Raw genomic sequence first — 20,764 nt, 5'->3', positions numbered from 1 at the left:
CGGCGCCCGCCGAGGGCGCATCGGCTTACTGGCCGAAGAAGATCGAGTCGCGAGCGTTCGACGATGCGGCCGGGGCGCCCGAGTGGACGGCCGGAGCCGGTTGTGCGCCGTAGCCGCTGGTGTCGGCACCATGAACACGCGCTTCGGCGCTCTGGATGTCGTTCGGGTAGTACGGGCTCGCCACGCCCGGCTTGTAGCCGGCTTGTTCGAGCTGGACCAGTTCGTTGCGCACTTGAGCGCGGGTCACGGTGCTTTGAGCGAATGCGCCAAACGAAGCGGACAGGGCGGCAGCGGCAACGACTGCGGAAACGAGCGATTTCATGATGACCTCCGGTGTTTTATTGAGTTCGCTCTCGACACCATGTCTTAAGCGATTGATCAAATCTTAGTCATCGGAGGGTTGAGGGTAAACGCTGATTTTGACGATAAATTGTTTCCTGGGTGGTAACAGTCGCGCGTCGAATCAGGCTTTCAACCGGCTTTCTTTTCGGTCGGTGCAACAAGTATCGCGAATCTTGCGGACGGCGAAGCGCGGTTCAGCGCACCTCGGCCGCCGTGTCGAACGGCCGGCCCGGCGCGCGTCCGGCCGGTGCGCCCGAACTGAGGAAACGCACGCCCGTCGCGGCTTCCGAGGCCTCCCACAGCAGCGCCGCGGAGGCCACGTCGCGCGCCGCGCGGGGCACGCTCGCGGGCGCCGGCAACCCGCGCGACTCGAACCAGCCGGACGGCCCGATGTACGCGCCGCCGGCGAGATCGGGCGAGGTTGCCGCATGAATCGCGGGCAGCGCGCCCTGGTCGGCCGGCTGCGCGAGATAACGGTTCGCGGCGCGCATCAGCGCGGCACGGGCGGGCGAGCGGTCCATCGCCGGGCCCGCGAACTGCAGGTTGGTCGCCGCGTAGCCCGGGTGCGCGGCCACGCTGATTCCGGCGAACGCCGCGCGCTCGAAACGGCGCTGCAACTCGATCGCGAACACGAGATTCGCGAGCTTGCTGTCGCAATAGGCGAGATAACGGTTGTAGCGGTGTTCGGCGCGCAGGTCGTCGACGCGGATCCGGCCGCCGCGGCTGAGGCCGCTCGACATCGTCACGACCCGCGCCCGGCGCGCGGCACGCAGCGCGGGCAGCAGATGGCCGGTCAGCGCGAAATGGCCGAGGTGGTTGGTGCCGAACTGCATCTCGAAGCCGTCGTGCGTATGACGCAGCGGCAGGAACATCACGCCGGCGTTGTTGCAGAGGATGTCGACGCGCCCATGGCGTTCGCCCACATCGGCCGCGAAGCGCGCGATCGACGCGAGATCGGCGAGGTCGAGCGCGTCGACTTCGACGCGGGCATCGGGATGGAGCCGGCGGATCGCGTCGGCCGCCTGCGCGGCGCGGGCCGCGTCGCGGCAGCCCATCACGACCGTCGCGCCTTTCGCGGCCAGCGTTTCCGCCAGTTGCCAGCCGAGCCCGCTGTTGGCGCCGGTCACGACCGCGACCTTGCCGCCTTGCGCCGGGACGTGGCGCGCGCTCCATGCATGCATGTCTGCCTCCATCGGCGCGGCCGGGCGGCCGCGGCGCGTAATCGTTACATTGAGTGGTGTAACGATAGTGCGCGCGGGCGTGGCAGACAAGCGAGGGAACTAGACCGGCGCTTCTAGGGACGGCGCATCGGATGGCGCCGCGTGCGGTGACGTATGGCCGGCAGGATTTACCTGCCGCCGGCCAGTGCGAGCACTTCGGCGGCGGAGATCATCGCGGCCGCGTTCGCGGGCGCCGGGCGTTCGGCCGGGCGGAAGACTTCGTCGCCGCGGTGGATCACCTGGCGCGACAGCGCGCAGGTGCCGGTGCGTTGCGCGAAGCGGCGGCGCCAGCGCTGTTCACCGTAGTGACAGCGGCCGGGCTCGACCCAGCGGACGACGAGCAGCGTATCGGAACGTTCGAGGATTTCGACGTGAACGTCGGCGGGATCGAGCGCAGGCAGGGATTTGGAGGCCTTCATTTGCCGTTTCCTAAAGCTCGTGCGGTTCGGTCATGGCAGTGGATGTCACTACCCGATGGCGAATCCGTAGCGGTTTCCATGAGTGGTGCGCTAAATGTAAGCGTCTGTGACCGGAAAAAACATCCTGTCTGGCTCAAATTACCTTTTGCCGATTTAGAAACAATCCAGGCTTATTTTCTTGGAAACCACAGACAAAAACGCCCCGGACACGAAGCCCGGGGCGGAAAATCGGCCTGCGCGCCGTGTCTGCTCGCCCAGTCACGGAGCCCATCGCCGGGGGGACGGAGGTGCCCGCAGGGATCGAACGCGGGCGGGGTGGCGATGGACCGGATGCGCAGTCCGGTACGTCATGATGGCGCGCGCATCCCGTTGAGACCCTGACGTGAACATGACTTTTTCGTCAGTTTGGCCGGATGTCGTGCCCCGCTTGTGCGAAAGAATCGACTGGAAGACCCGCTGGTATTGGATTTGTCCGAATCCCGGGACGTGCTCCCGGGCGCTGTCGAACGCCGAATGCTTGCTCAACAGCCCGATTTCCCCACCCGGGTAAATACTGAATCCCGATTCCGTGACAAACGCGGAATCACTTCCTATGATTGGTTGGACCTTTAGTCCTTTGTGCCAATCGGCCGACGGGTGGCCGGCTTCTTCGGGAGGTGCTCATGAGATTGCAGGGCAAACGCGCGCTGGTGACGGCGGCCGGGCAGGGCATCGGCCGCGCGACCGCGCTGCGCTTCGCGAGCGAGGGCGCCGACGTGCTGGCGACCGACATCAACGAAGCCGCGCTCGTGCGGCTCGAGGCCGACGCCGAGCGCGCGGGCGGTCGGCTGGCCACGCGTCGGCTCGACGTGACCGATGCGCGGGACGTCGCGGCGCTCGCCGCGAGCGAACGCGCATTCGACGTGCTGTTCAACTGCGCGGGCTTCGTGCACCACGGCTCGATCCTCGATTGCGACGACGAAGCATGGGCGTTCTCGCTGAACCTGAACGTCACGTCGATGTACCGGCTGATCCGCGCGCTGCTGCCCGCGATGCTCGAAGCCGGCGGCGCGTCGATCATCAACATGGCGTCGGCCGCGTCGAGCGTGAAGGGCGTGCCCAACCGCTTCGTCTACGGCACGACCAAGGCGGCCGTGATCGGCCTGACCAAGGCGGTGGCCGCCGATTTCGTCGAGCGGGGCATCCGCTGCAACGCGATCTGCCCGGGCACGATCGAATCGCCGTCGCTGGCGCAACGCATCGCGGACCAGGCGCGTACGCGCCACGTGTCGACCGACGAAGTGCGCCAGGCATTCGTCGCGCGCCAGCCGATCGGACGCATCGGCACCGCGGAGGAAGTGGCCGCGCTCGCGCTGTATCTCGCGTCCGACGAAGCGTCGTTCACGACCGGCGCGATCCACCTGATCGACGGCGGCTGGTCGAACTGACCGTGCCTAACCGGCCGTGCCTAACCGGCCGTGTCGAACTAACCGCGCCCTCCCATTCACTTTCCGTATCGGCTCAACACGACATGAAACTGCTGAGATTTGGCGACAAACACCATGAAAAGCCGGGCCTGCTCGATGCGCAGGGCCATATCCGCGACCTGTCCGGCGTGATCGACGACATCGCCGGCGACGTGCTGGCGCCGGCGTCGCTCGCGCGACTGCGCGACATTCCGCCGTCGTCGCTGCCGCTGGTCGAAGGCACGCCGCGGCTCGGCGCGTGCGTGGGCCGCGTCGGCAAATTCATCTGCATCGGGCTCAACTATTCCGACCACGCGGCCGAATCGGGGATGGAGGTGCCGAAGGAGCCCGTCGTGTTCGGCAAGTGGACGAGCGCGATCTCCGGCCCGAACGACGACGTCGAGATTCCGCGCGGCTCGGAGAAAACCGACTGGGAAGTCGAGCTCGGCGTGGTGATCGGCCAGGGCGGCCGCTACATCGCGGAAGCCGACGCGCTGTCGCACGTCGCCGGCTATTGCGTCGTGAACGACGTGTCGGAGCGCGAATTCCAGCTCGAACGCGGCGGCACGTGGGACAAGGGCAAGGGCAACGACACGTTCGGGCCGCTCGGGCCGTGGCTCGTGACGGCCGATGAAGTGCCCGATCCGCATGCACTGCGGCTGTGGCTCGACGTCGACGGCCATCGCTACCAGAACGGCACGACCGCGACGATGGTGTTCCGCGTGCCGCACCTGATCAGCTACCTGAGCCGCTTCATGAGCCTGCAGCCGGGCGACGTGATCTCGACCGGCACGCCGCCGGGTGTCGGCCTCGGGCAGAAGCCGCCCGTCTACCTGCGCGCCGGACAGGTGATCACGCTCGGCATCGACGGGCTCGGCGAGCAACGCCAGCGCACCGTGCAGGCCTGATTTCCTTTAACGGACGGTTCGTCATGCCTATCATTCGATCGATGCGCGTCCTCGACGTGCGCTTCCCGACCTCGCGCCAGCTCGACGGCTCCGATGCGATGAATCCGGACCCCGATTATTCGGCGGCCTACGTCGTGCTCGAAACCGACCAAGACGGGCTCGAAGGTCACGGGCTCACGTTCACCATCGGGCGCGGCAACGAAATCTGCTGCGCGGCGATCGACGCGATGCGGCACCTCGTCGTCGGCCTCGACCTCGACTGGATTCGCGAAGACATGGGCCGCTTCTGGCGGCACGTGACGTCGGACAGCCAGCTGCGCTGGATCGGCCCCGACAAGGGCGCGATCCACCTGGCGACGGGCGCGGTCGTCAACGCGGTGTGGGATCTGTGGGCGAAAGCCGAACGCAAGCCGCTGTGGCGGCTCGTGGCCGATATGCGCCCCGAGGAACTGGTGCGCGCGATCGACTTCCGCTACCTGACCGACTGCCTGACGCCGGACGAAGCGCTCGACCTGCTGCGCCGGCAGGCGCCGGCCAAGGCCGACCGGATCGCACTGCTCGAGCGCGACGGCTACCCGTGCTACACGACGTCGGCCGGCTGGCTCGGCTACAGCGACGACAAGCTGCGGCGGCTGTGCCGCGAAGCCGTCGACGCCGGGTTCGAGTACGTGAAGCTGAAGGTCGGCGCGAACCTGGAGGACGACATCCGCCGCGTGACGATCGCGCGCGAGGTGATCGGCCCGGACCGCAAGCTGATGATCGACGCGAACCAGGTGTGGGAAGTGGACGAGGCGATCGACTGGGTGCGCGAGCTGGCGTTCGCGCGGCCGTGGTTCATCGAGGAGCCGACCAGCCCCGACGACGTCGAAGGGCATCGCAAGATCCGCGAGGCGATCGCGCCCGTGCAGGTCGCGACCGGCGAGATGTGCCAGAACCGCGTGCTGTTCAAGCAGTTCATCGCGCGCGGCGCGATCGACGTCGTGCAGATCGATGCGTGCCGGCTCGGCGGCGTGAACGAGATTCTCGCGGTGATGCTGATGGCCGCGAAGTACGGGCTGCCCGTGTGCCCGCATGCGGGCGGCGTCGGGTTGTGCGAGTACGTGCAGCATCTGTCGATGATCGATTACGTCTGCATTGCCGGCACGAAGGAAGGGCGCGTGACGGAGTACGTCGATCACCTGCACGAGCATTTCGTCGAACCGTGCGTGGTGCGCGGCGCGGCCTACATGCCGCCGACGGCGCCCGGTTTCTCGATCGAGATGAAGCCCGAATCGCTGGAGCAGTACCGGTTCCGCGGCTGACACGCGTCGAGCGTGCCGACAACATGAACGACGGAGACGCGAAGTGGATTTGAATCTGCAACACAAGGTCGTGATCGTGACCGGCGGCGCGTCGGGCATCGGCGCCGCGATTTCGATGCGGCTGGCCGAGGAAGGCGCGATTCCGGTGGTGTTCGCGCGCCACGCGCCCGACGATGCGTTCTGGCGCGCCGTCGTGCAGAAGCAGCCGCAGGCCGCGTGCTTCACGGTCGAATTGCAGGACGATGCGCGGTGCCGCGATGCCGTTGCGGAAACGGTCACGCGCTTCGGTCGACTCGACGGCCTGGTCAACAACGCGGGCGTCAACGACAACATCGGGCTCGATGCCGGGCGCGACGCATTCGTCGCGTCGCTCGAACGCAACCTGATCCACTACTACGTGATGGCGCACTACTGCGTGCCGCATCTGAAGGCGTCGCACGGCGCGATCGTCAATATCTCGTCGAAGACGGCCGTCACCGGGCAGGGCAACACGAGCGGCTATTGCGCGTCGAAGGGCGCGCAGCTCGCGTTGACGCGCGAATGGGCCGTCGCATTGCGCGACGACGGCGTGCGCGTGAACGCGGTGATTCCGGCCGAGGTGATGACGCCGCTGTACCGGAGATGGCTCGACAGTTTCGACGACCCCGACGTGAAGCTGGCTGGCATCGCGGGCAAGGTGCCGCTCGGCCAACGCTTCACGACGGCCGACGAAATCGCCGATACGGCCGTGTTCCTGCTGTCGGAACGTGCCTCGCATACGACGGGCCAGTGGCTGTTCGTCGACGGCGGCTATACGCATCTCGACCGTGCGATCAGCTGAGGGCGTCGATCCATGCAACCCGACCCGACTCCGAACGCCGCACCGCCGCTGATCGCATTGACCGGCATCGGCAAGCGCTTCCCCGGCGTGCAGGCGCTCGACGACTGCCATTTCGACCTGCGTGCCGGCGAAGTGCATGCGCTGATGGGCGAGAACGGCGCCGGCAAGTCGACGCTGATGAAGATCCTGGCGGGCGTCTACCCGCGCGACGAAGGCGAGATCCGGATGGACGGCCGCGCGGTGGAAATCGCCGATCCGCGCGCCGCGCAGGCGCTCGGGATCGGCATCATCCATCAGGAACTGAACCTGATGAACCACCTGAGCGTCGCGCAGAACATCTTCATCGGCCGCGAGCCGCGCGGCCGCTTCGGCGTGTTCGTCGACGAAGACAAGCTGAATCGCGACGCGGCCGCGATCTTCGCGCGGATGCGGCTCGATCTCGACCCGCGTACGCCGGTCGGCCGGCTGACGGTGGCCAAGCAGCAGATGGTCGAGATCGCGAAGGCGCTGTCGTTCGACTCGCGCGTGCTGATCATGGACGAGCCGACCGCTGCGCTCAACAACGCGGAGATCGCCGAGCTGTTCCGCATCATCGGCGACCTGCGCGCGCATGGTGTCGGCATCGTCTACATCTCGCACAAGATGGACGAGCTGCGCCAGATCGCCGATCGCGTGACCGTGATGCGCGACGGCAAGTACGTGGCGACCGTGCCGATGGCGGACACGTCGATGGACACGATCATCGCGATGATGGTCGGCCGTCAGCTCGCGACCGAATTCCGCACGCCACCCGATACGTCCGCGAACGACGTCGCGCTCGAAGTGCGCGGGCTGTCGCGCGGCCGCGCGATCCGCGATGTCGGCTTCACGCTGCGGCGCGGCGAGATTCTCGGCTTCGCCGGGTTGATGGGCGCGGGCCGCACCGAGGTCGCGCGCGCGGTGTTCGGCGCGGACCCGGTCGATGCGGGCGAGATCCGCGTGCATGGCAAGCCCGTGACGATCCGCACGCCGGCCGATGCGGTGAAGCACGGCATCGGCTACCTGTCCGAGGATCGCAAGCATTTCGGGCTCGCGGTCGGGATGGACGTGCAGAACAACATCGCGCTGTCGAGCATGCGCCGCTTCGTGCGCCGCGGCGTGTTCCTCGACGCGCGTGCGTTGCGCGACACCGCGCAGTCGTACGTGCGGCAGCTCGCGATCCGTACGCCGTCGATCGCGCAGCCGGCGCGGCTGCTGTCCGGCGGCAACCAGCAGAAGATCGTGATCGCGAAGTGGCTGCTGCGCGACTGCGACATCCTGTTCTTCGACGAACCGACGCGCGGCATCGACGTCGGCGCGAAAAGCGAGATCTACAAGCTGCTCGACGCGCTCGCCGCCGACGGCAAGGCGATCGTGATGATCTCGTCGGAGTTGCCGGAAGTGCTGCGCATGAGCCACCGGATTCTCGTGATGTGCGAAGGGCGCGTGACCGGCGAATTGCGCGCGGCCGACGCCACGCAGGAAAAGATCATGCAGCTCGCGACGCAGCGCGAGTCGACCGTATTGTCCTGAATCAGACGCCGAGACGCTCACCCGATCATGTCCAACGATACGCATCCCGTTCCGCCCCTCGCGTCCGGCGACACGCCGGCCGGCGCATCGAGCCTGAAGTCGCGCTTCTTCAACCCGGCCGCGCGGCAGAAGCTGCTCGCGTTCGCGAGCCTCGTGCTGCTGATCGTGTTCTTCAGCGTCGCGTCGCCGAACTTCCTCGAAGTCGACAACCTCGTCGCGATCCTGCAGGCCACCGCGGTGAACGGCGTGCTGGCCGTCGCCTGCACCTACGTGATCATCACGTCGGGCATCGACCTGTCGGTCGGCACGCTGATGACGTTCTGCGCGGTGATGGCCGGCGTCGTGCTGACGAAATGGGGGATGCCGCTGCCGCTCGGGATCCTCGCCGCGCTGTGTTTCGGCGCGCTGTCGGGCAGCGTATCGGGCTTCGTGATCGCGAAGATGAAGGTGCCGCCGTTCATCGCGACGCTCGGCATGATGATGCTGCTCAAGGGGCTGTCGCTCGTGATCTCGGGCACGCGGCCGATCTACTTCAACGACACGCCGGGCTTCACGTCGATCGCGCAGGATTCATTGATCGGCAACCTGATTCCGGCGCTGCCGATTCCGAACGCGGTGCTGATCCTGTTCCTCGTCGCGATCGGCGCGTCGATCGTGCTGAACCGCACGATCTTCGGCCGCTACACGTTCGCGCTCGGCAGCAACGAGGAAGCGCTGCGGCTGTCGGGCGTGAACGTCGATGCGTGGAAGATCGCGGTCTACACGTTCAGCGGCGCGGTGTGCGGGATCGCCGGGCTGCTGATCGCGTCGCGGCTGAATTCCGCGCAGCCCGCGCTCGGGCAGGGCTACGAGCTCGATGCGATCGCGGCCGTCGTGATCGGCGGCACGTCGCTATCGGGCGGCGCGGGCAGCATCGTCGGCACGATCATCGGCGCGTTCATCATGAGCGTGCTGACGAACGGCCTGCGCATCATGTCGGTCGCGCAGGAATGGCAGACGGTCGTGACGGGCGTGATCATCATCCTCGCCGTCTACGTCGATATCCTGCGCCGGCGGCGCCGCTGACGGTCGCATTCACGGCGGAAGGTGCTTCATCGCCGGTTCCGGCCGGCGTCCCAGTCGTTCCAGTCGGTTGAGTCGATACGAAAAAAGGAGACGCGAAGTGATCAGGAGCAAGGTGTTGAACGCGATCGTCGGGCTGACGTTCGCCGTCGGCGTCACGGCCGGCGCGCAGGCGCAGGAAACCTACATCCCGCTGATCTCGAAGGGCTTCCAGCATCAGTTCTGGCAGGCCGTGAAAGCGGGCGCGACGCAGGCCGCGAAAGACTACAAGGTGAAGGTGACGTTCGAAGGGCCGGAGACCGAGGCGATGGTCGACAAGCAGATCGACATGCTGTCGGCCGCGATCGCGAAGAAGCCGGCCGCGCTCGGCTTCGCGGCGCTCGACAGCAAGGCCGCGCTGCCGCTGCTCAAGAAGGCGCAGGCCGAGAAGATCCCGGTGATCGCGTTCGACTCGGGCGTGGACAGCGACATCCCGGTGACGACGGCCGCGACCAACAACAAGGCCGCCGCGGCGCTCGCCGCCGACAAGCTCGCCGCGCTGATCGGCGACGAGGGCGAGGTGGCCGTGGTCGCGCACGACCAGACGAGCCGCACCGGCATCGACCGCCGCGACGGCTTCCTCGAACGGATGAAGTCGGCGCACCCGAAGGTGCGGGTCGTGACCGTGCAGTACGGCGAAGGCGACCAGCTGAAGTCGACCGAGGTGACGAAGTCGATCCTGCAGGCGTATCCGAAGCTCAAGGGGCTGTTCGGCACCAACGAAGGCTCGGCGATCGGCGTGGTCAACGGCGTGCGCGAGATGAAGCGCAAGGTCGTGATCGTCGGGTACGATTCCGGCAAGCAGCAGAAGGACGCGATCCGCAGCGGGCTGATGGCCGGCGCGATCACGCAGAATCCGATCGGGATCGGCTACAAGACGGTCGAGGCGGCCGTGAAGGCGATCAAGGGCGAGAAGCTGCCGAAGGTCATCGATACCGGTTTCTATTGGTACGACAAGACCAATATCGACGATCCGAAGATCGCGGCGGTGTTGTACGACTGAACGTTGCGTCGCGCGGCGGTGGCGCGCGACGCCGCCGCGGCGACCGGACACGAGGGCATCATGGGCGCAGTGCGTATCGATTCGCATCAGCACTTCTGGCGCTACCGCGCCGCCGATTACCCGTGGATCGGCCCCGGCATGGGCGTGCTCGCGCGCGACTACCTGCCCGATGCGCTGTGGCCGCTGATGCACGCGCAGGCGCTCGGCGCGTCGATCGCGGTGCAGGCGCGCGCCGGGCGCGACGAGACGGCGTTCCTGCTCGATCTCGCGCGCGACGATGCGCGCATCGCGGCGGTGGTCGGCTGGGAGGATCTCGCCGCGCCGCAGCTCGCGGATCGCATTGCAGAATGGCGCAGCCCGAAGCTGCGCGGCTTTCGCCACCAGGTGCAGGACGAAGCCGATGCCGGCGCGTTCGTCGCGGAGCCGGGCTTCAACCGCGGCATCGCGTGGCTGCAGGCGAACGGCTACGTGTACGACGTGCTCGTGTTCGAGCGCCAGTTGCGCGACGTGTGGGCGTTTTGTGCGCGGCACGACGCGCACTGGCTCGTGCTCGATCACGTCGGCAAGCCCGCACTCGCCGACTTCGAGCGCGACGACACGGCGCTCGCGCGCTGGCGCGCCGCGTTGCGCGAGCTGGGCGCGCTGCCGCATGTCGTGTGCAAGCTGTCGGGGCTCGTGACCGAGGCCGACTGGAAGCGCGGGCTGCGCGGGAAGGACGTCCGGCGCATCGAGCAGTGTCTCGACGCGGCGCTCGACGCGTTCGGCCCGCAGCGGCTGATGTTCGGGTCGGACTGGCCCGTGTGCTTGCTCGCGGCGTCGTATGACGAAGTGGCGTCGATCATCGAGCGCTGGGCCGAATCGCGGCTGTCGGCGGCCGAGCGCACCGCGCTGTGGGGCGGCACTGCCGCGCGTTGCTATGCGGTGCCGACGTGAGCGCGCGGGCATGCCCGTTGGGGCGTGACTTCGTCGGACGAATGACGAAGGGTGCCGCGGTGTGTCGATGGTTGCGGTCGCATCGATGCTGCGCCCGATGCTCGGGGCCGAACCTTTAGAATATGCGCAAACGGTTGCGTGCGATGCGCGCGCGGCCGTCCGGAACGAAACCGATCACCAGTCCCGACGTATGTCCATCCAGCCGATTCAGAACCGCCGCCTCTACCAGCAGATCGCCGACAAGCTCAGTGCGATGATCGAGTCCGGCGATTTTCCGCCGGGAAGCTACCTGCCGCCCGAGCGCGAACTGGCCGAACAGTTCGGCGTGTCGCGCACCTCGGTGCGCGAGGCGTTGATCGCGCTCGAAGTGAGTGGGCGCGTGAGCGTGCGCGTCGGCGACGGCGTGAAGGTGCGCCATCCCGAAACGGCCGCCGCACCCGAGCCTACGCCTGTCCCTGCGGAGAAGGCCGCGCCGTTCACGATCGTCGAGATCGATCCCGAACTCGGCATCGCACTCGACCTCGATACCGAAATCCCGCCGTTCGCGTTGCTGCAGGCGCGCCGGCTGATCGAGCCGGAAGCCGCAGCGCTGGCCGCGAAGCACGGGTCGGACGAGCAGATCGAGGGGATTCACGAGGCGTTCCTGCGCAACCAGGCAGACAACCTGAGTGGCTCGCTCACGCATCCGGGCGACCGGCTGTTTCATATCCGCATCGCGGAGGCGAGCGACAACGCCGCGTATGCGCTGATGATCAAGCAGTTGCTCGCGCACAAGTACGACCTGATGTTCCAGCGGCTGCAGTCGCTGTACATGCCGAACGACATGCCGCACCGGTCGGAACTCGAACACCGCGCGATCCTCGACGCGATCCGCGCACGCGACCCGGACGCCGCGCGTCGCGCGATGGCCGAGCATCTCGACGAAGTGATCCGCATCTTCGGCCGCGCGCTCGATTGAGCGCGCGTCGAAGCATGGCCGGCTGCCCGTTCAGAAGCGATCCGCGCGATACGGCGCCGGATCGGTGAACGGCGCTTCGCCGGTCATCATCTCGGCCAGCAGGCGGCCGGTGACGGGGCCGAGCGTCAGCCCGTGATGGTTGTGGCCGAACGCGAACCACAGCCCGCGATGCGCGGGCGCTGGGCCGATCACCGGGCGCATGTCGGGCGTGCACGGCCGGAAGCCGAGCCACGGTTGCGGGTCGAGCCGCTCGCCGAAACCGAACACGGGCCGCGCGACGCGTTCCGCGCGTTCGAGCTGCACACCGGTGGGCGGCAGGCCACGCCGCGCGATTTCGACGCCGGTCGTCAGCCGCAGCCCGCGCTTCATCGGCGCGATCACGTAACCGTATTCGCGATCGACGATCGGCGCCGACGGCACGCCGCGCGTGGAAGGTGCGTAGTGCATGTGATAGCCGCGCTTCTCGCGCAGCGGGATCGTGTAGCCGAACTTGCCGAACACCGTGTCGGACCACGGGCCGAGCGCGACGACCACGGCCGGCGCGGCCGCCATGCCGTCCTGCGTCCTGACCTGCCAGCCCGGCGACAGCGCATCGAGGCTCGCGGCGTCGCCCGTCAGCAGCGTGCCGCCGCCCTGCACGAAGAGTTGCGCGTACGCTTTGACGAGCGCGGACGGGTCGACGACGCTTTTCGGATCGAGCCAGTGCAGCGCGCCGCAGAAGCCGGGCGCGAGGCTCGGTTCGTGCGCGCGCAGCGCGGCGGCATCGAGCGGCGTGATGCCGAGCCCGTGACGGCGCGCGGTGAGTCCGGCCTCGGTCACGCCGCGTTCGAATGCGGCGGGCGTGCGGAACGCTTCCAGCCAGCCGTTCGCGCGGATGAGCTCGCCGGCGCCGGCCCGCGCGATCAGCGCGTCGTGCTCGACGATGCAGCGCTCGATCAGCGGCAGCATGTCGCGCGACGCCGCCGCGTGACGCAGCGGCGCCGATTCCCACCAGAAACGCGCGAGCCAGGGCGCGAATGCGGGCAGCGACGCGCTGTGCCAGTAGAGATCGGTCGAGCGGTTCAGCGCATAGCGCATCAGCGTGAACGGGCTGCGCGGGAACGGATACGGTTCGACCGACGAGCGCTCGATCAGCCCCGCGTTGCCGAAGCTCGTGCCTTCGCCGGGCGCGCCGCGATCGACGAGGGCGACCTTGCGCCCGCGATCCTGCAGGTGGAGTGCCGCGGAGACGCCGACGATGCCTGCGCCGAGAACGATGACGTCGAAATCCATGAATGACGGTGACAGAGTAGGGTTAGCGGATGGACCGCTTGCGTGAAGGTGCATGGTCCGTTCAGAACCCGAGGATACCTCCGGAGCGCACGGGTGCGTCGCGCGATGCCCGACGGTTGGGCGCGCATCGGGTTTCATGTGCGTCATGCCACGAAGCGACACGTTCGCTCGCCGGCGCCAATCCGTTGGCGTTCCGTCCGGAAATGCGTCAATCTCATGCGGGCGCGCAATACGCCAGCGAAAGTCGATTGCGTGATCGACAGGTGTGCGGCTCCAGTCATTTCGGAATGACTGACCATGCCGGAAAACCGCGTTGCGGTGCGATTCGCCGGCACTCATTTGTTTTTGAATTGCCGACTTGTGGTTATTTACCGTATCGGTAAATTATCCCGTGCTGCATCGCGGAAATGTCAAAGTTACCCGTCTCGTGAAATGAAGGTCGGCTACATAATCAGCTGGCTGCCGGAATTCGAGGGGACTACTTAATTGAAAGGTATGGACTCGCCCGAGACGGGCCGTTATGATGGCGCCGCTTGTCGTGAGAGACAGCCGATCCCCGCCAAGAAAAAGACATAAGCGTGGGAGAAAATGCCGATTTTCTCGAATGTTTGCCTGCTGGCGAATGCGATTGCATTGATTGCCTGAAAGCCGCGAATCGCATTCCGTCGAAGATGCATTCGGAAATTAATATTTCGGACATCGACATGTAGTAATGCCGCGTCGCCTGCGTCGCGGCAATCAGAAAAGAAAGCGAGAGGGCCCATGAAAGAGTTGCCAGGAATCGCCGGATTGGCCGAGTCCGCGGGATCGTCCCCGCTTGCCGGCGCGCTGCAGTCGGGCGCGATGCAAATGGCCGCGGCGGCGAATCCCGTCGTCGGCAAGATCGCGCCGACCGCATCGGCCGTCATGCAGGCCCTGGCCGCCGGCGGGAATCCGGCGCAGATTGCGGCGTCGATGGCCGCACCGGCGGCCGGCATGCTGAATCCGCTTGCCGGGCAACTCGCTTCCGGCGCGATGGCCGGCATGCGCGGCGCGGGCGCCTCGGCGATGCCGATGGCGGCTGCCGACGCGCCGCCGGCTGTCGACGATCACCCGCTCGCCGGGCAGCCGCTTTCCGATCTCGCTTCCGCACCGCAATTCTTCGTTCCGGGCCAGACGGCCGCGCAGCCCGGCGCCTCTGCCGCGTCGTTGCCGTTCAGCGAGACGACGCGCCTGCTGCGTTTCCAGTCGTCGCTGACCGGCAACCGCGCGCTGTCGATCGCGGCGATCACCGGCGGCGAAGCGCTGTCCGAAATGCCCGGCTACACGCTCGACCTGATCACGCAGAATCCGTCGATCGACCTCAAGGACGTGCTGAACCAGGCGGTCGCCGTGAACATCACGCTCCAGGACGGATCGGAGCGGCAAATTCACGGCTATCTGGTCCGGTTCGGCTTCGAGCGCAACGACGGCGGCATCGCGCACTATCGCGGCGACCTGGCACCGTGGCTCTGGTATCTCGGCAAGCGGGTCAACAGCCGGATCTATCAGCAGGTCACGGTGCTCGACGTGCTGCGCAAGGTCTTCGCCGATTATGGCGCGCTGGTCGATTATCAGACGCACATCAAGCAGGAACTGAAGCCCGAGGACTACGTCGTCCAGTTCCAGGAAAGCGACCTGAATTTCATCAGCCGGCTGCTCGAGCGGCACGGGCTGTTCTACTACTTCGAATACCGGCAGGACGGCCACACGCTCGTGATCGCTGACGACTCGGCGTCCTGTCCCGACCAGGCGCACGATCCCGTCGTGACCTACAACGCGGCGAGCGGCGTGCAGCAGGCGGACCGCCTGACCGCGCTGTCGGCGAGCCGCGAAACCCAGCCCGGCGTGGTGGCGCTGCATACGTTCGACTACAAGCACCCGAAGGGCCGGCCTTACGTCGAACTGCCGACGCTGGCCGATCAGGGCAATGCACCGAAGCTCGAGGTGTACGACGGCAGTTCGGCATTCGCCTACAAGGACACCCGCGCGGGCGAGGCGGAGGCCAAGCGCCGGCTCGAGGTGTACGAGTGGCAGGCCAAGGTATTTCGCGGCGAATCCGGTTGCCGCGGGCTCACGGTCGGCCGCAAGTTCAAGATCGACGGGCACTTCTGGTTCGACCCGGCCAAGCAGGACGACAACACGTTCCTGGTCGTCGGGATCCGGATCGACGCGAAGAACAACTTCGACGATGCCTCGGCGCAGCCCGGCAGTTTCCGCAACGAACTGACGCTGATCCGCAGCAAGATTCCGTATCGTCCGGTGCGGCAACATGACAAGCCGGTGATGCCCGGCCCGCAGAGCGCGATCGTGGTGGGCCCGAAGGGGCAGGAGATTCATACCGACGGCATGGGCCGGATCAAGGTGCAGTTCCCGTGGGATCGCTACGGCAAGAACGACCAGGACAGCTCCTGCTGGATCCGCGTGTCGCAGCCGTGGGCAGGGCGCGGCTGGGGCACCGTTGCGATTCCGCGCGTGAACCAGGAGGTCATCGTCGATTTCCTCAACGGCGATCCCGACCGGCCGATCATCGTCGGCCGCATGTTCAACGCGGAACAGACGCCGCCCTACGGCCTGCCCGACGGCGCGCACCAGATGGGTTTTCACAGCAACTCCACGCCCGGCGGCGGCGGGTTCTGCGAAGTCGTGATCCACGACAAGAAAGGCGAGGAACTGGTCAATATCCACAGCCAGAAGGATATGGCCACGACGGTCCAGAACAATCACGTGACGGTCGTGAACGGCCCGAACCAGACCAACGTCGTCACGCAGGGCCAGCACGCGAGCATCGTGCGCAAGGCGATTTCCGTGCAGTCGCAGGACGAGCACATCCAGCACACGGCGAAGACGGCGGTGATCCTGCATGCGCAGGAACAGCATATGGCGCTCAAGGCGAAGGGCCCCGTGCAGATCGAATCCGATACCGAGCACGTGCACGTCAAGGGCTCCCAGTCGATCGTGCTCGAATGCGGGAAGGCGAAGATCACGCTGTCGGCCGACGGGCAGATCGTGCTCGACGGCACGCGCGTGGTCGTGCTGGGCTCACAAAGTGTCGACCTGAATCCCGATGGCGCGACCGGGCCCGCGGCGCCGCCGCTCGTGCCGGTGAACGATCCGACCGATCCCGAGCCGAACGCCGCCGCGCCGGCGGCAGGGGGGGGCGGCGGAGGAGGCGGCGGCGGTGGTGGCGGGGCAGCCGCTGCTGCGCCGGCGCACGGGAAAAAGCAGGCGAAAGGCGCGCCGAAGAAAGCCGTGGCGACCGGGCTCGGCGCCGACGTCGACAAGCTCGCCGCGAAGTCGCCGACGCTCGAACACGACATCGCCAAGTTGCAGAAGGATGGCTGGCATATCCAGTACGGTCCGGCGAATCAGGGGTCGTCCACGAACAAGCACGGCCAGCCGCCGACGATCGTGATCGACGGCAACGACCGCGGCAATCCGCAGGCCGTCGTCCAGGGGCTCGCGCATGAAACCGGACACGCGCTGTACCCGGGCGCGCCGGATTTATCGAGCAAGACCAATTACGTCAACAGCGAACTGGCGGACGAAGGCGCGGCGACGATGAACAACATCAAGGTGCAGCGCGAAATCCTCGCGCACGGCGGCCCGGACATCCAGATCGCCGGCAATCCGGCCAATTCGCCGGCCTACAATGCCGCGTACAACCAGTTCGTGAAGAACGGCGACGCGAACGCGGCACGGGCCGCCATCGGCCACGTCTATGGCACGGGCGAATACGCGTCGGTGCCCGTCAACGGCCAGTATGTCAATTATCAAACGTACTACGGAAGCTGGTATGACCGTACTTACCCCCCGTCCCACTAAGCGCGGCCGCGGCGCGGCGATCGCCGCCTCGCTGCTGCTCGCATTGTCGCTGGGCGTGACACCGGCGTGTTCGCAAGGATCGAAGAAGATGCACACAACCGTTCAACTCAGTCTCTGGCAAGTGATCGACCAGATCGGCGCGCATCAGCCGATCCGGCGCGAACCCGTCGAGCACCTGCTGCACGCGAAGCTCGCGCGCAGCGAATCGAGCAACGAATACTTCACGTTCTGGAGCAACGACGATGGCGCGCCGATCAAGCTCGACGACGGCACGCAGATCGAGCGCGTCGTGCTGCGCACGAGCAATGAAGGCGGCGCGCAGGGTGCGCTGACGTTGACGCTGTCCGGCCGTTGCGTCGGCCGCGACGACGTGAAGGCGCATTTCGCCGGGATGCGGATCGCCGGTACGCCGACGGGCCGCTCGCCGAACGAGGAGACGACGTTCCGCTCGGAGACACCGTGGGGCGAACTCGTGTTCGGGTTCGCGGAGCGCAACCCCGATTGCCTGTCGAGCGTCGGTTTCGGCGAGAAGGCGAAGTAACGCGCGCCCCTCACGCATGTGCGTGGATCGATAAAAGGAAAAACGGAATGGCGGCTTACCGATTGCACGAGGGGCGCATGACGTTGCCCGACGGCTGGCGCGACCAGACCATGAATGTGTTCCATTTGCCGGATGCGTCCGGTCGCAAGGACGTCGCATTCGTGGTGACGCGCGACTACGACACGCCGCTCGACGACGCCGGCGCGTACGCGGATGTGCAGCAGACGGCGTTCAAGCGCCAGTTTCCGGGCTACAAGCCGCTCGCGCGGGAGGCCGTCACGATCGGCGGACTGCCGGGCATCATGCTCGACTACCAGTGGCGCAGCGACAAGACGGTGCTGCGGCAGCGGCAGGCGATGGTCCGGCTCGACGACGCGATGCTGGTGTTCACGCTCAATGCACGCGTGGAGGATTTCGAGCGGCACGTGCCCGCGTGGACGTCGATCCTGGCGTCGTTCGTCCTGATGCCGCCGGTGCCGGATGAAGCCGATACGCCGGCGGCCGCGCACGACAGCCTGCCGCACGTGTTCGCGCTGTCGGCCAGGACGCGCGTGCTGCGCGTCTATCCGGATCTGCGCACGGTGTGCGAGCGCATCAGCACGCGCGAAGTCGAAGGTCACGACTGGGTGTTCTTCGCGAGCGACGGCTCGCCGCTCGAACCGAGCATTGTCCAGCACAGCCGCCAGGGGTTGTTCAAGGCGGAAGGGCGCTACGAGTTGCGGCCCAGCCGGGGCTATTCGGGGCTCCCGCTGCTGCGCCGGCTCGACGCGGTCACGGCCGTGGAGGGGGTGCCGCCGCTGGTCTCGCTGCAGGACATCGAAGCGCACCTGCGTCAGCAGGCCGCCGCGCGGCCGGACGGCGCGTCGTCATGAGCGGTGCCGAGGCCGCCCTGCGCGCGGCCCGCATGGGCGACGAGATCGGGCATGGCTTCGGGCTGCTCGGCATGATCGCGGGCGCGGTGGTCGGCGCGGTGGTCGCGGCGGCCATCGTGACGGCGACCGCGGCCACCGGCGGCCTCGCGCTCGTCGCGATCATCGGCGGCTGCGTGGCGGGTGGCGGCCTCGCCGGCGGCGCGCTGGTCCGCGGCATCCAGAAAGCGGCCAACCTGCCCGGTCCAACCACCGGCATGCTGCATCAGGGATCGCCGAACGTCACGGTCAACAGTCGCTCCGCGCTGCGCGCCGGCGTCGACTATGCGGACGAATGCAACGGCCTGCCGTTCAATCATTTTCCGCAGACGCGGTTGCTGGTCGCGCAGGGGTCGCGCACCGTGACCGTCAACGGCAAGCCGATGGCGCGCCTGTCGATGAAGATGGAATGCGGCGCCGCCATCAAGACGGCGAGCGACAACGTGACGGTCGGCGGCGAGACCGTCACCGTCGTGGAGATTCACGACACGGAAGCGATGTTCGAGACGGCCCTCGAAGTGCTCGGCTTCGTCGCGCTCGGCGCGGCCGGGCTGGGCGCGCTCGCGGCCGGCCTGGGCGCCACCGCACTGTTCGCGGGCACCGTGATCGGCGCCAACGTCGGCCTGAATGCGCTCCATTCATGGGGCGAGTCGCTGGGCCCCGGCTACGGCGACATCATGGTCGGCGTCGCCGGGTTCGCGCTGCTCGGCCTGGGCGCGAAGGGCGCCGACACGGAAGCCGCGAAGAACGCGGTCGATGTGTTGAATCGCACCAAGGTGGAGATCGAGCCGAACACGCTCGGCGCGAACGGCGGCAACGTCCGCGTCACGACCAAGGGCGTGCCGCGCACGCTGTACGATCAGCTGCGCGCCAAGACGCCGAGCTCGAAGATCCAGAAGATGGTCAACGAGAACTACGAGCCGGGCATGGACGATCCCGCGCTGCCGGGCCTGACGATCGACAAGCCGCTGCATGCGGACCACATCGTATCGATGAAGGAGATCACCGAGATGCCCGGGTTCAAGGATCTGTCCTTCGACAACCAGGTCAAGGTCCTGAACAACCCCGACAACTTCACGGGCCTGAGCGAGACGGCGAACACGTCGAAGGGGTCGAAGTCCTATGCCGACTGGACCGAATACAAGAAGGGCGGCATCAAGGTGGACGAAGGATTCAGGCAGCAGATGATGCAGCGCGAGGCCGACAACCGGACGATGCTGCAGCAGCAGATCAAGGATTTGCTTGGCGATCAGCCCAAGTAGAATGTGTCGACGACGAATTCAAGGGTGAGTGGCAATGATTGAGCTATCCGCAACGACTTACACGGCCGAACTGAAGCGCTTCAAGCTGCGCGGCCAGGTCTGGCTTGCAGCGAACGAGATTCCCGCCGACGTGCAGGTGCCGACCGCATGGCGCGTGCTGCTGGATACGCCCGACGCCGCGCTGGGCAACTGGCTCGCGAAGATGTGGGCGGGCGTCGCCGGCCGCTTGCCGGCGGTCGAGCAGTTCTTCGCGGAGAAGCTGCGGCGCCCCGCCGTGTTCCAGAAGGAGAACGGCGATCTGTGCCTGCTCTATCCGTACACGGTCGAACAGGACGACCTGAACTTCTTCATCGGCCATCCGCCGCTCGGCGATCTCGTATCGGATGACATGCCGCTGTGGCGCGCATTGCCCGACGATCTGCGCAGCTTCTACCAGTTCACGCACAACGGCTGGACGTTCTTCCCCGCGAACTCGATGGGCCCGTTGCCGATCGGCGACCAGACCGCGCTGACGGACAAGCTCGACCTGACGCCCGACGAGACGCGCCAGCTCGGCGTGAATCCTGATCTCGTGTGGACGGTGTTCCAGAATGGCGGCGGCGACTATCTGTGCCTCGACCTGCGCGACAGCGCCGGCGACGGCAGCGACGCAGGGCGGATCTGGTGGCACGAGAATCCGACCGAACTCGAGCCGGTGGATTTCTGGGCCGTGATGAACGCGTGGTTCGAGATTTTCGTCGAGGAAGCCGACAAGCGATGATGAGACACGCCCGGCGCCTTTCGGGCGCCGGGCGTGTCGGATCTCGGTCACGGTGAAGCGCGCGAAATGCACGCTGACGTTCGGCAGCCCGGCGACGATCGCGGTCGTCAGCGGTTCGAGCGCGGTGTTCGACGACGGCGTCAGGTGCCGATGCGGATGCGCGGATTCATCGCGGGG

At 66.9% G+C, this 20,764-nt stretch carries 19 protein-coding genes and 1 pseudogene; 14 read left to right on the top strand and 6 right to left on the bottom strand.

Annotated features, from left to right (window positions below):
* Positions 1–25: 25 nt before the first annotated feature.
* The 3 genes from LGM89_RS03935 to LGM89_RS03925 form a co-directional block, all read right to left on the bottom strand.
* Positions 26–322 carry a DUF4148 domain-containing protein gene (locus tag LGM89_RS03935; RefSeq protein ID WP_089426868.1) on the bottom strand — a complete coding sequence of 99 codons (297 nt, stop codon included), beginning with the start codon at positions 320–322 and terminating at the stop codon, positions 26–28.
* Positions 323–536: 214 nt separating this feature from the next.
* On the bottom strand, positions 537–1,523 hold the full coding sequence (locus LGM89_RS03930; RefSeq protein WP_226272336.1) for an oxidoreductase: 987 nt from the start codon (positions 1,521–1,523) through the stop codon (positions 537–539).
* A gap of 167 nt (positions 1,524–1,690) precedes the next feature.
* Entirely contained in the window at positions 1,691–1,981 is a 291-nt protein-coding gene (locus LGM89_RS03925) for a DUF3331 domain-containing protein (RefSeq protein WP_039366241.1), read from the bottom strand.
* A 662-nt stretch (positions 1,982–2,643) separates the two neighbouring features.
* On the opposite strand from LGM89_RS03925, the gene LGM89_RS03920 reads away from it, so the two are divergent.
* The 9 genes from LGM89_RS03920 (at position 2,644) to LGM89_RS03880 (ending at position 12,001) form a co-directional block, all read left to right on the top strand.
* On the top strand, positions 2,644–3,408 hold the full coding sequence (locus tag LGM89_RS03920) for an SDR family oxidoreductase (RefSeq protein ID WP_226202332.1): 765 nt from the start codon (positions 2,644–2,646) through the stop codon (positions 3,406–3,408).
* An 83-nt stretch (positions 3,409–3,491) separates the two neighbouring features.
* Positions 3,492–4,334 (top strand): ureidoglycolate lyase, encoded by an 843-nt coding sequence (locus LGM89_RS03915; RefSeq protein WP_069252330.1) that lies wholly within the window; start codon positions 3,492–3,494, stop codon positions 4,332–4,334.
* Between the two features lie 23 nt (positions 4,335–4,357).
* Positions 4,358–5,635, top strand: coding sequence for an L-fuconate dehydratase (locus LGM89_RS03910; RefSeq protein WP_089496381.1), 1,278 nt, complete (start codon positions 4,358–4,360; stop codon positions 5,633–5,635).
* Positions 5,636–5,678: 43 nt separating this feature from the next.
* On the top strand, positions 5,679–6,455 hold the full coding sequence (locus tag LGM89_RS03905) for an SDR family oxidoreductase (protein WP_226272335.1): 777 nt from the start codon (positions 5,679–5,681) through the stop codon (positions 6,453–6,455).
* A gap of 12 nt (positions 6,456–6,467) precedes the next feature.
* The gene (locus tag LGM89_RS03900; RefSeq protein ID WP_226272334.1) at positions 6,468–8,006 is read left to right on the top strand and encodes a sugar ABC transporter ATP-binding protein; all 1,539 of its coding nucleotides are present in this window, start codon (positions 6,468–6,470) and stop codon (positions 8,004–8,006) included.
* 27 nt (positions 8,007–8,033) lie between these two features.
* Positions 8,034–9,071: an ABC transporter permease gene (locus tag LGM89_RS03895; RefSeq protein ID WP_175239158.1), complete on the top strand. Its 1,038-nt coding sequence runs from the start codon at positions 8,034–8,036 to the stop codon at positions 9,069–9,071.
* A gap of 97 nt (positions 9,072–9,168) precedes the next feature.
* Entirely contained in the window at positions 9,169–10,110 is a 942-nt protein-coding gene (locus LGM89_RS03890; RefSeq protein WP_226272333.1) for an ABC transporter substrate-binding protein, read from the top strand.
* Positions 10,111–10,170: 60 nt separating this feature from the next.
* A complete protein-coding gene (locus LGM89_RS03885) occupies positions 10,171–11,043 on the top strand; it encodes an amidohydrolase family protein (RefSeq protein ID WP_089498088.1) in 873 nt (290 codons plus the stop codon).
* Positions 11,044–11,233: 190 nt separating this feature from the next.
* A complete protein-coding gene (locus LGM89_RS03880; protein WP_226272473.1) occupies positions 11,234–12,001 on the top strand; it encodes a FadR/GntR family transcriptional regulator in 768 nt (255 codons plus the stop codon).
* Positions 12,002–12,031: 30 nt separating this feature from the next.
* Here LGM89_RS03880 and LGM89_RS03875 read toward each other — a convergent pair whose 3' ends face one another.
* Together LGM89_RS03875 and LGM89_RS03870 are read right to left on the bottom strand one after the other, a co-directional pair.
* Positions 12,032–13,273 (bottom strand): NAD(P)/FAD-dependent oxidoreductase, encoded by a 1,242-nt coding sequence (locus LGM89_RS03875; protein WP_226272332.1) that lies wholly within the window; start codon positions 13,271–13,273, stop codon positions 12,032–12,034.
* 518 nt (positions 13,274–13,791) lie between these two features.
* On the bottom strand, positions 13,792–14,250 hold the full coding sequence (locus LGM89_RS03870; protein ID WP_174973743.1) for a hypothetical protein: 459 nt from the start codon (positions 14,248–14,250) through the stop codon (positions 13,792–13,794).
* Here LGM89_RS03870 and LGM89_RS03865 point away from each other — a divergent pair.
* The 5 genes from LGM89_RS03865 (at position 14,249) to LGM89_RS03845 (ending at position 20,587) form a co-directional block, all read left to right on the top strand.
* Complete coding sequence (locus LGM89_RS03865) at positions 14,249–17,116, top strand: type VI secretion system Vgr family protein (RefSeq protein WP_226272331.1); 2,868 nt, start codon at positions 14,249–14,251, stop codon at positions 17,114–17,116. The genes LGM89_RS03870 and LGM89_RS03865 overlap by 2 nt on opposite strands.
* Positions 17,117–17,204: 88 nt before the next feature.
* The gene (locus LGM89_RS03860; protein WP_089496388.1) at positions 17,205–17,657 is read left to right on the top strand and encodes a hypothetical protein; all 453 of its coding nucleotides are present in this window, start codon (positions 17,205–17,207) and stop codon (positions 17,655–17,657) included.
* Positions 17,658–17,734: 77 nt separating this feature from the next.
* Positions 17,735–18,529, top strand: a complete 795-nt coding sequence (locus LGM89_RS03855) for a DUF1795 domain-containing protein (RefSeq protein ID WP_179254876.1) — start codon at positions 17,735–17,737, stop codon at positions 18,527–18,529.
* Positions 18,526–19,827: a PAAR domain-containing protein gene (locus tag LGM89_RS03850; RefSeq protein WP_089496390.1), complete on the top strand. Its 1,302-nt coding sequence runs from the start codon at positions 18,526–18,528 to the stop codon at positions 19,825–19,827. Before LGM89_RS03855 ends, LGM89_RS03850 begins: the two co-directional genes overlap by 4 nt.
* Before the next feature lie 34 nt (positions 19,828–19,861).
* Complete coding sequence (locus LGM89_RS03845; RefSeq protein ID WP_089426882.1) at positions 19,862–20,587, top strand: SMI1/KNR4 family protein; 726 nt, start codon at positions 19,862–19,864, stop codon at positions 20,585–20,587.
* Positions 20,588–20,626: 39 nt separating this feature from the next.
* Here LGM89_RS03845 and LGM89_RS03840 read toward each other — a convergent pair.
* Positions 20,627–20,757: pseudogene (locus LGM89_RS03840) on the bottom strand (Asp/Glu/hydantoin racemase); the annotation flags it as partial.
* Between the last annotated feature and the right edge of the window lie 7 nt (positions 20,758–20,764).

Source organism: Burkholderia sp. AU31624 (assembly GCF_020420065.1).
In the GTDB taxonomy this organism is placed as follows: Bacteria; Pseudomonadota; Gammaproteobacteria; order Burkholderiales; family Burkholderiaceae; genus Burkholderia.
This window is presented reverse-complemented; position numbering and strand designations above follow the sequence as displayed.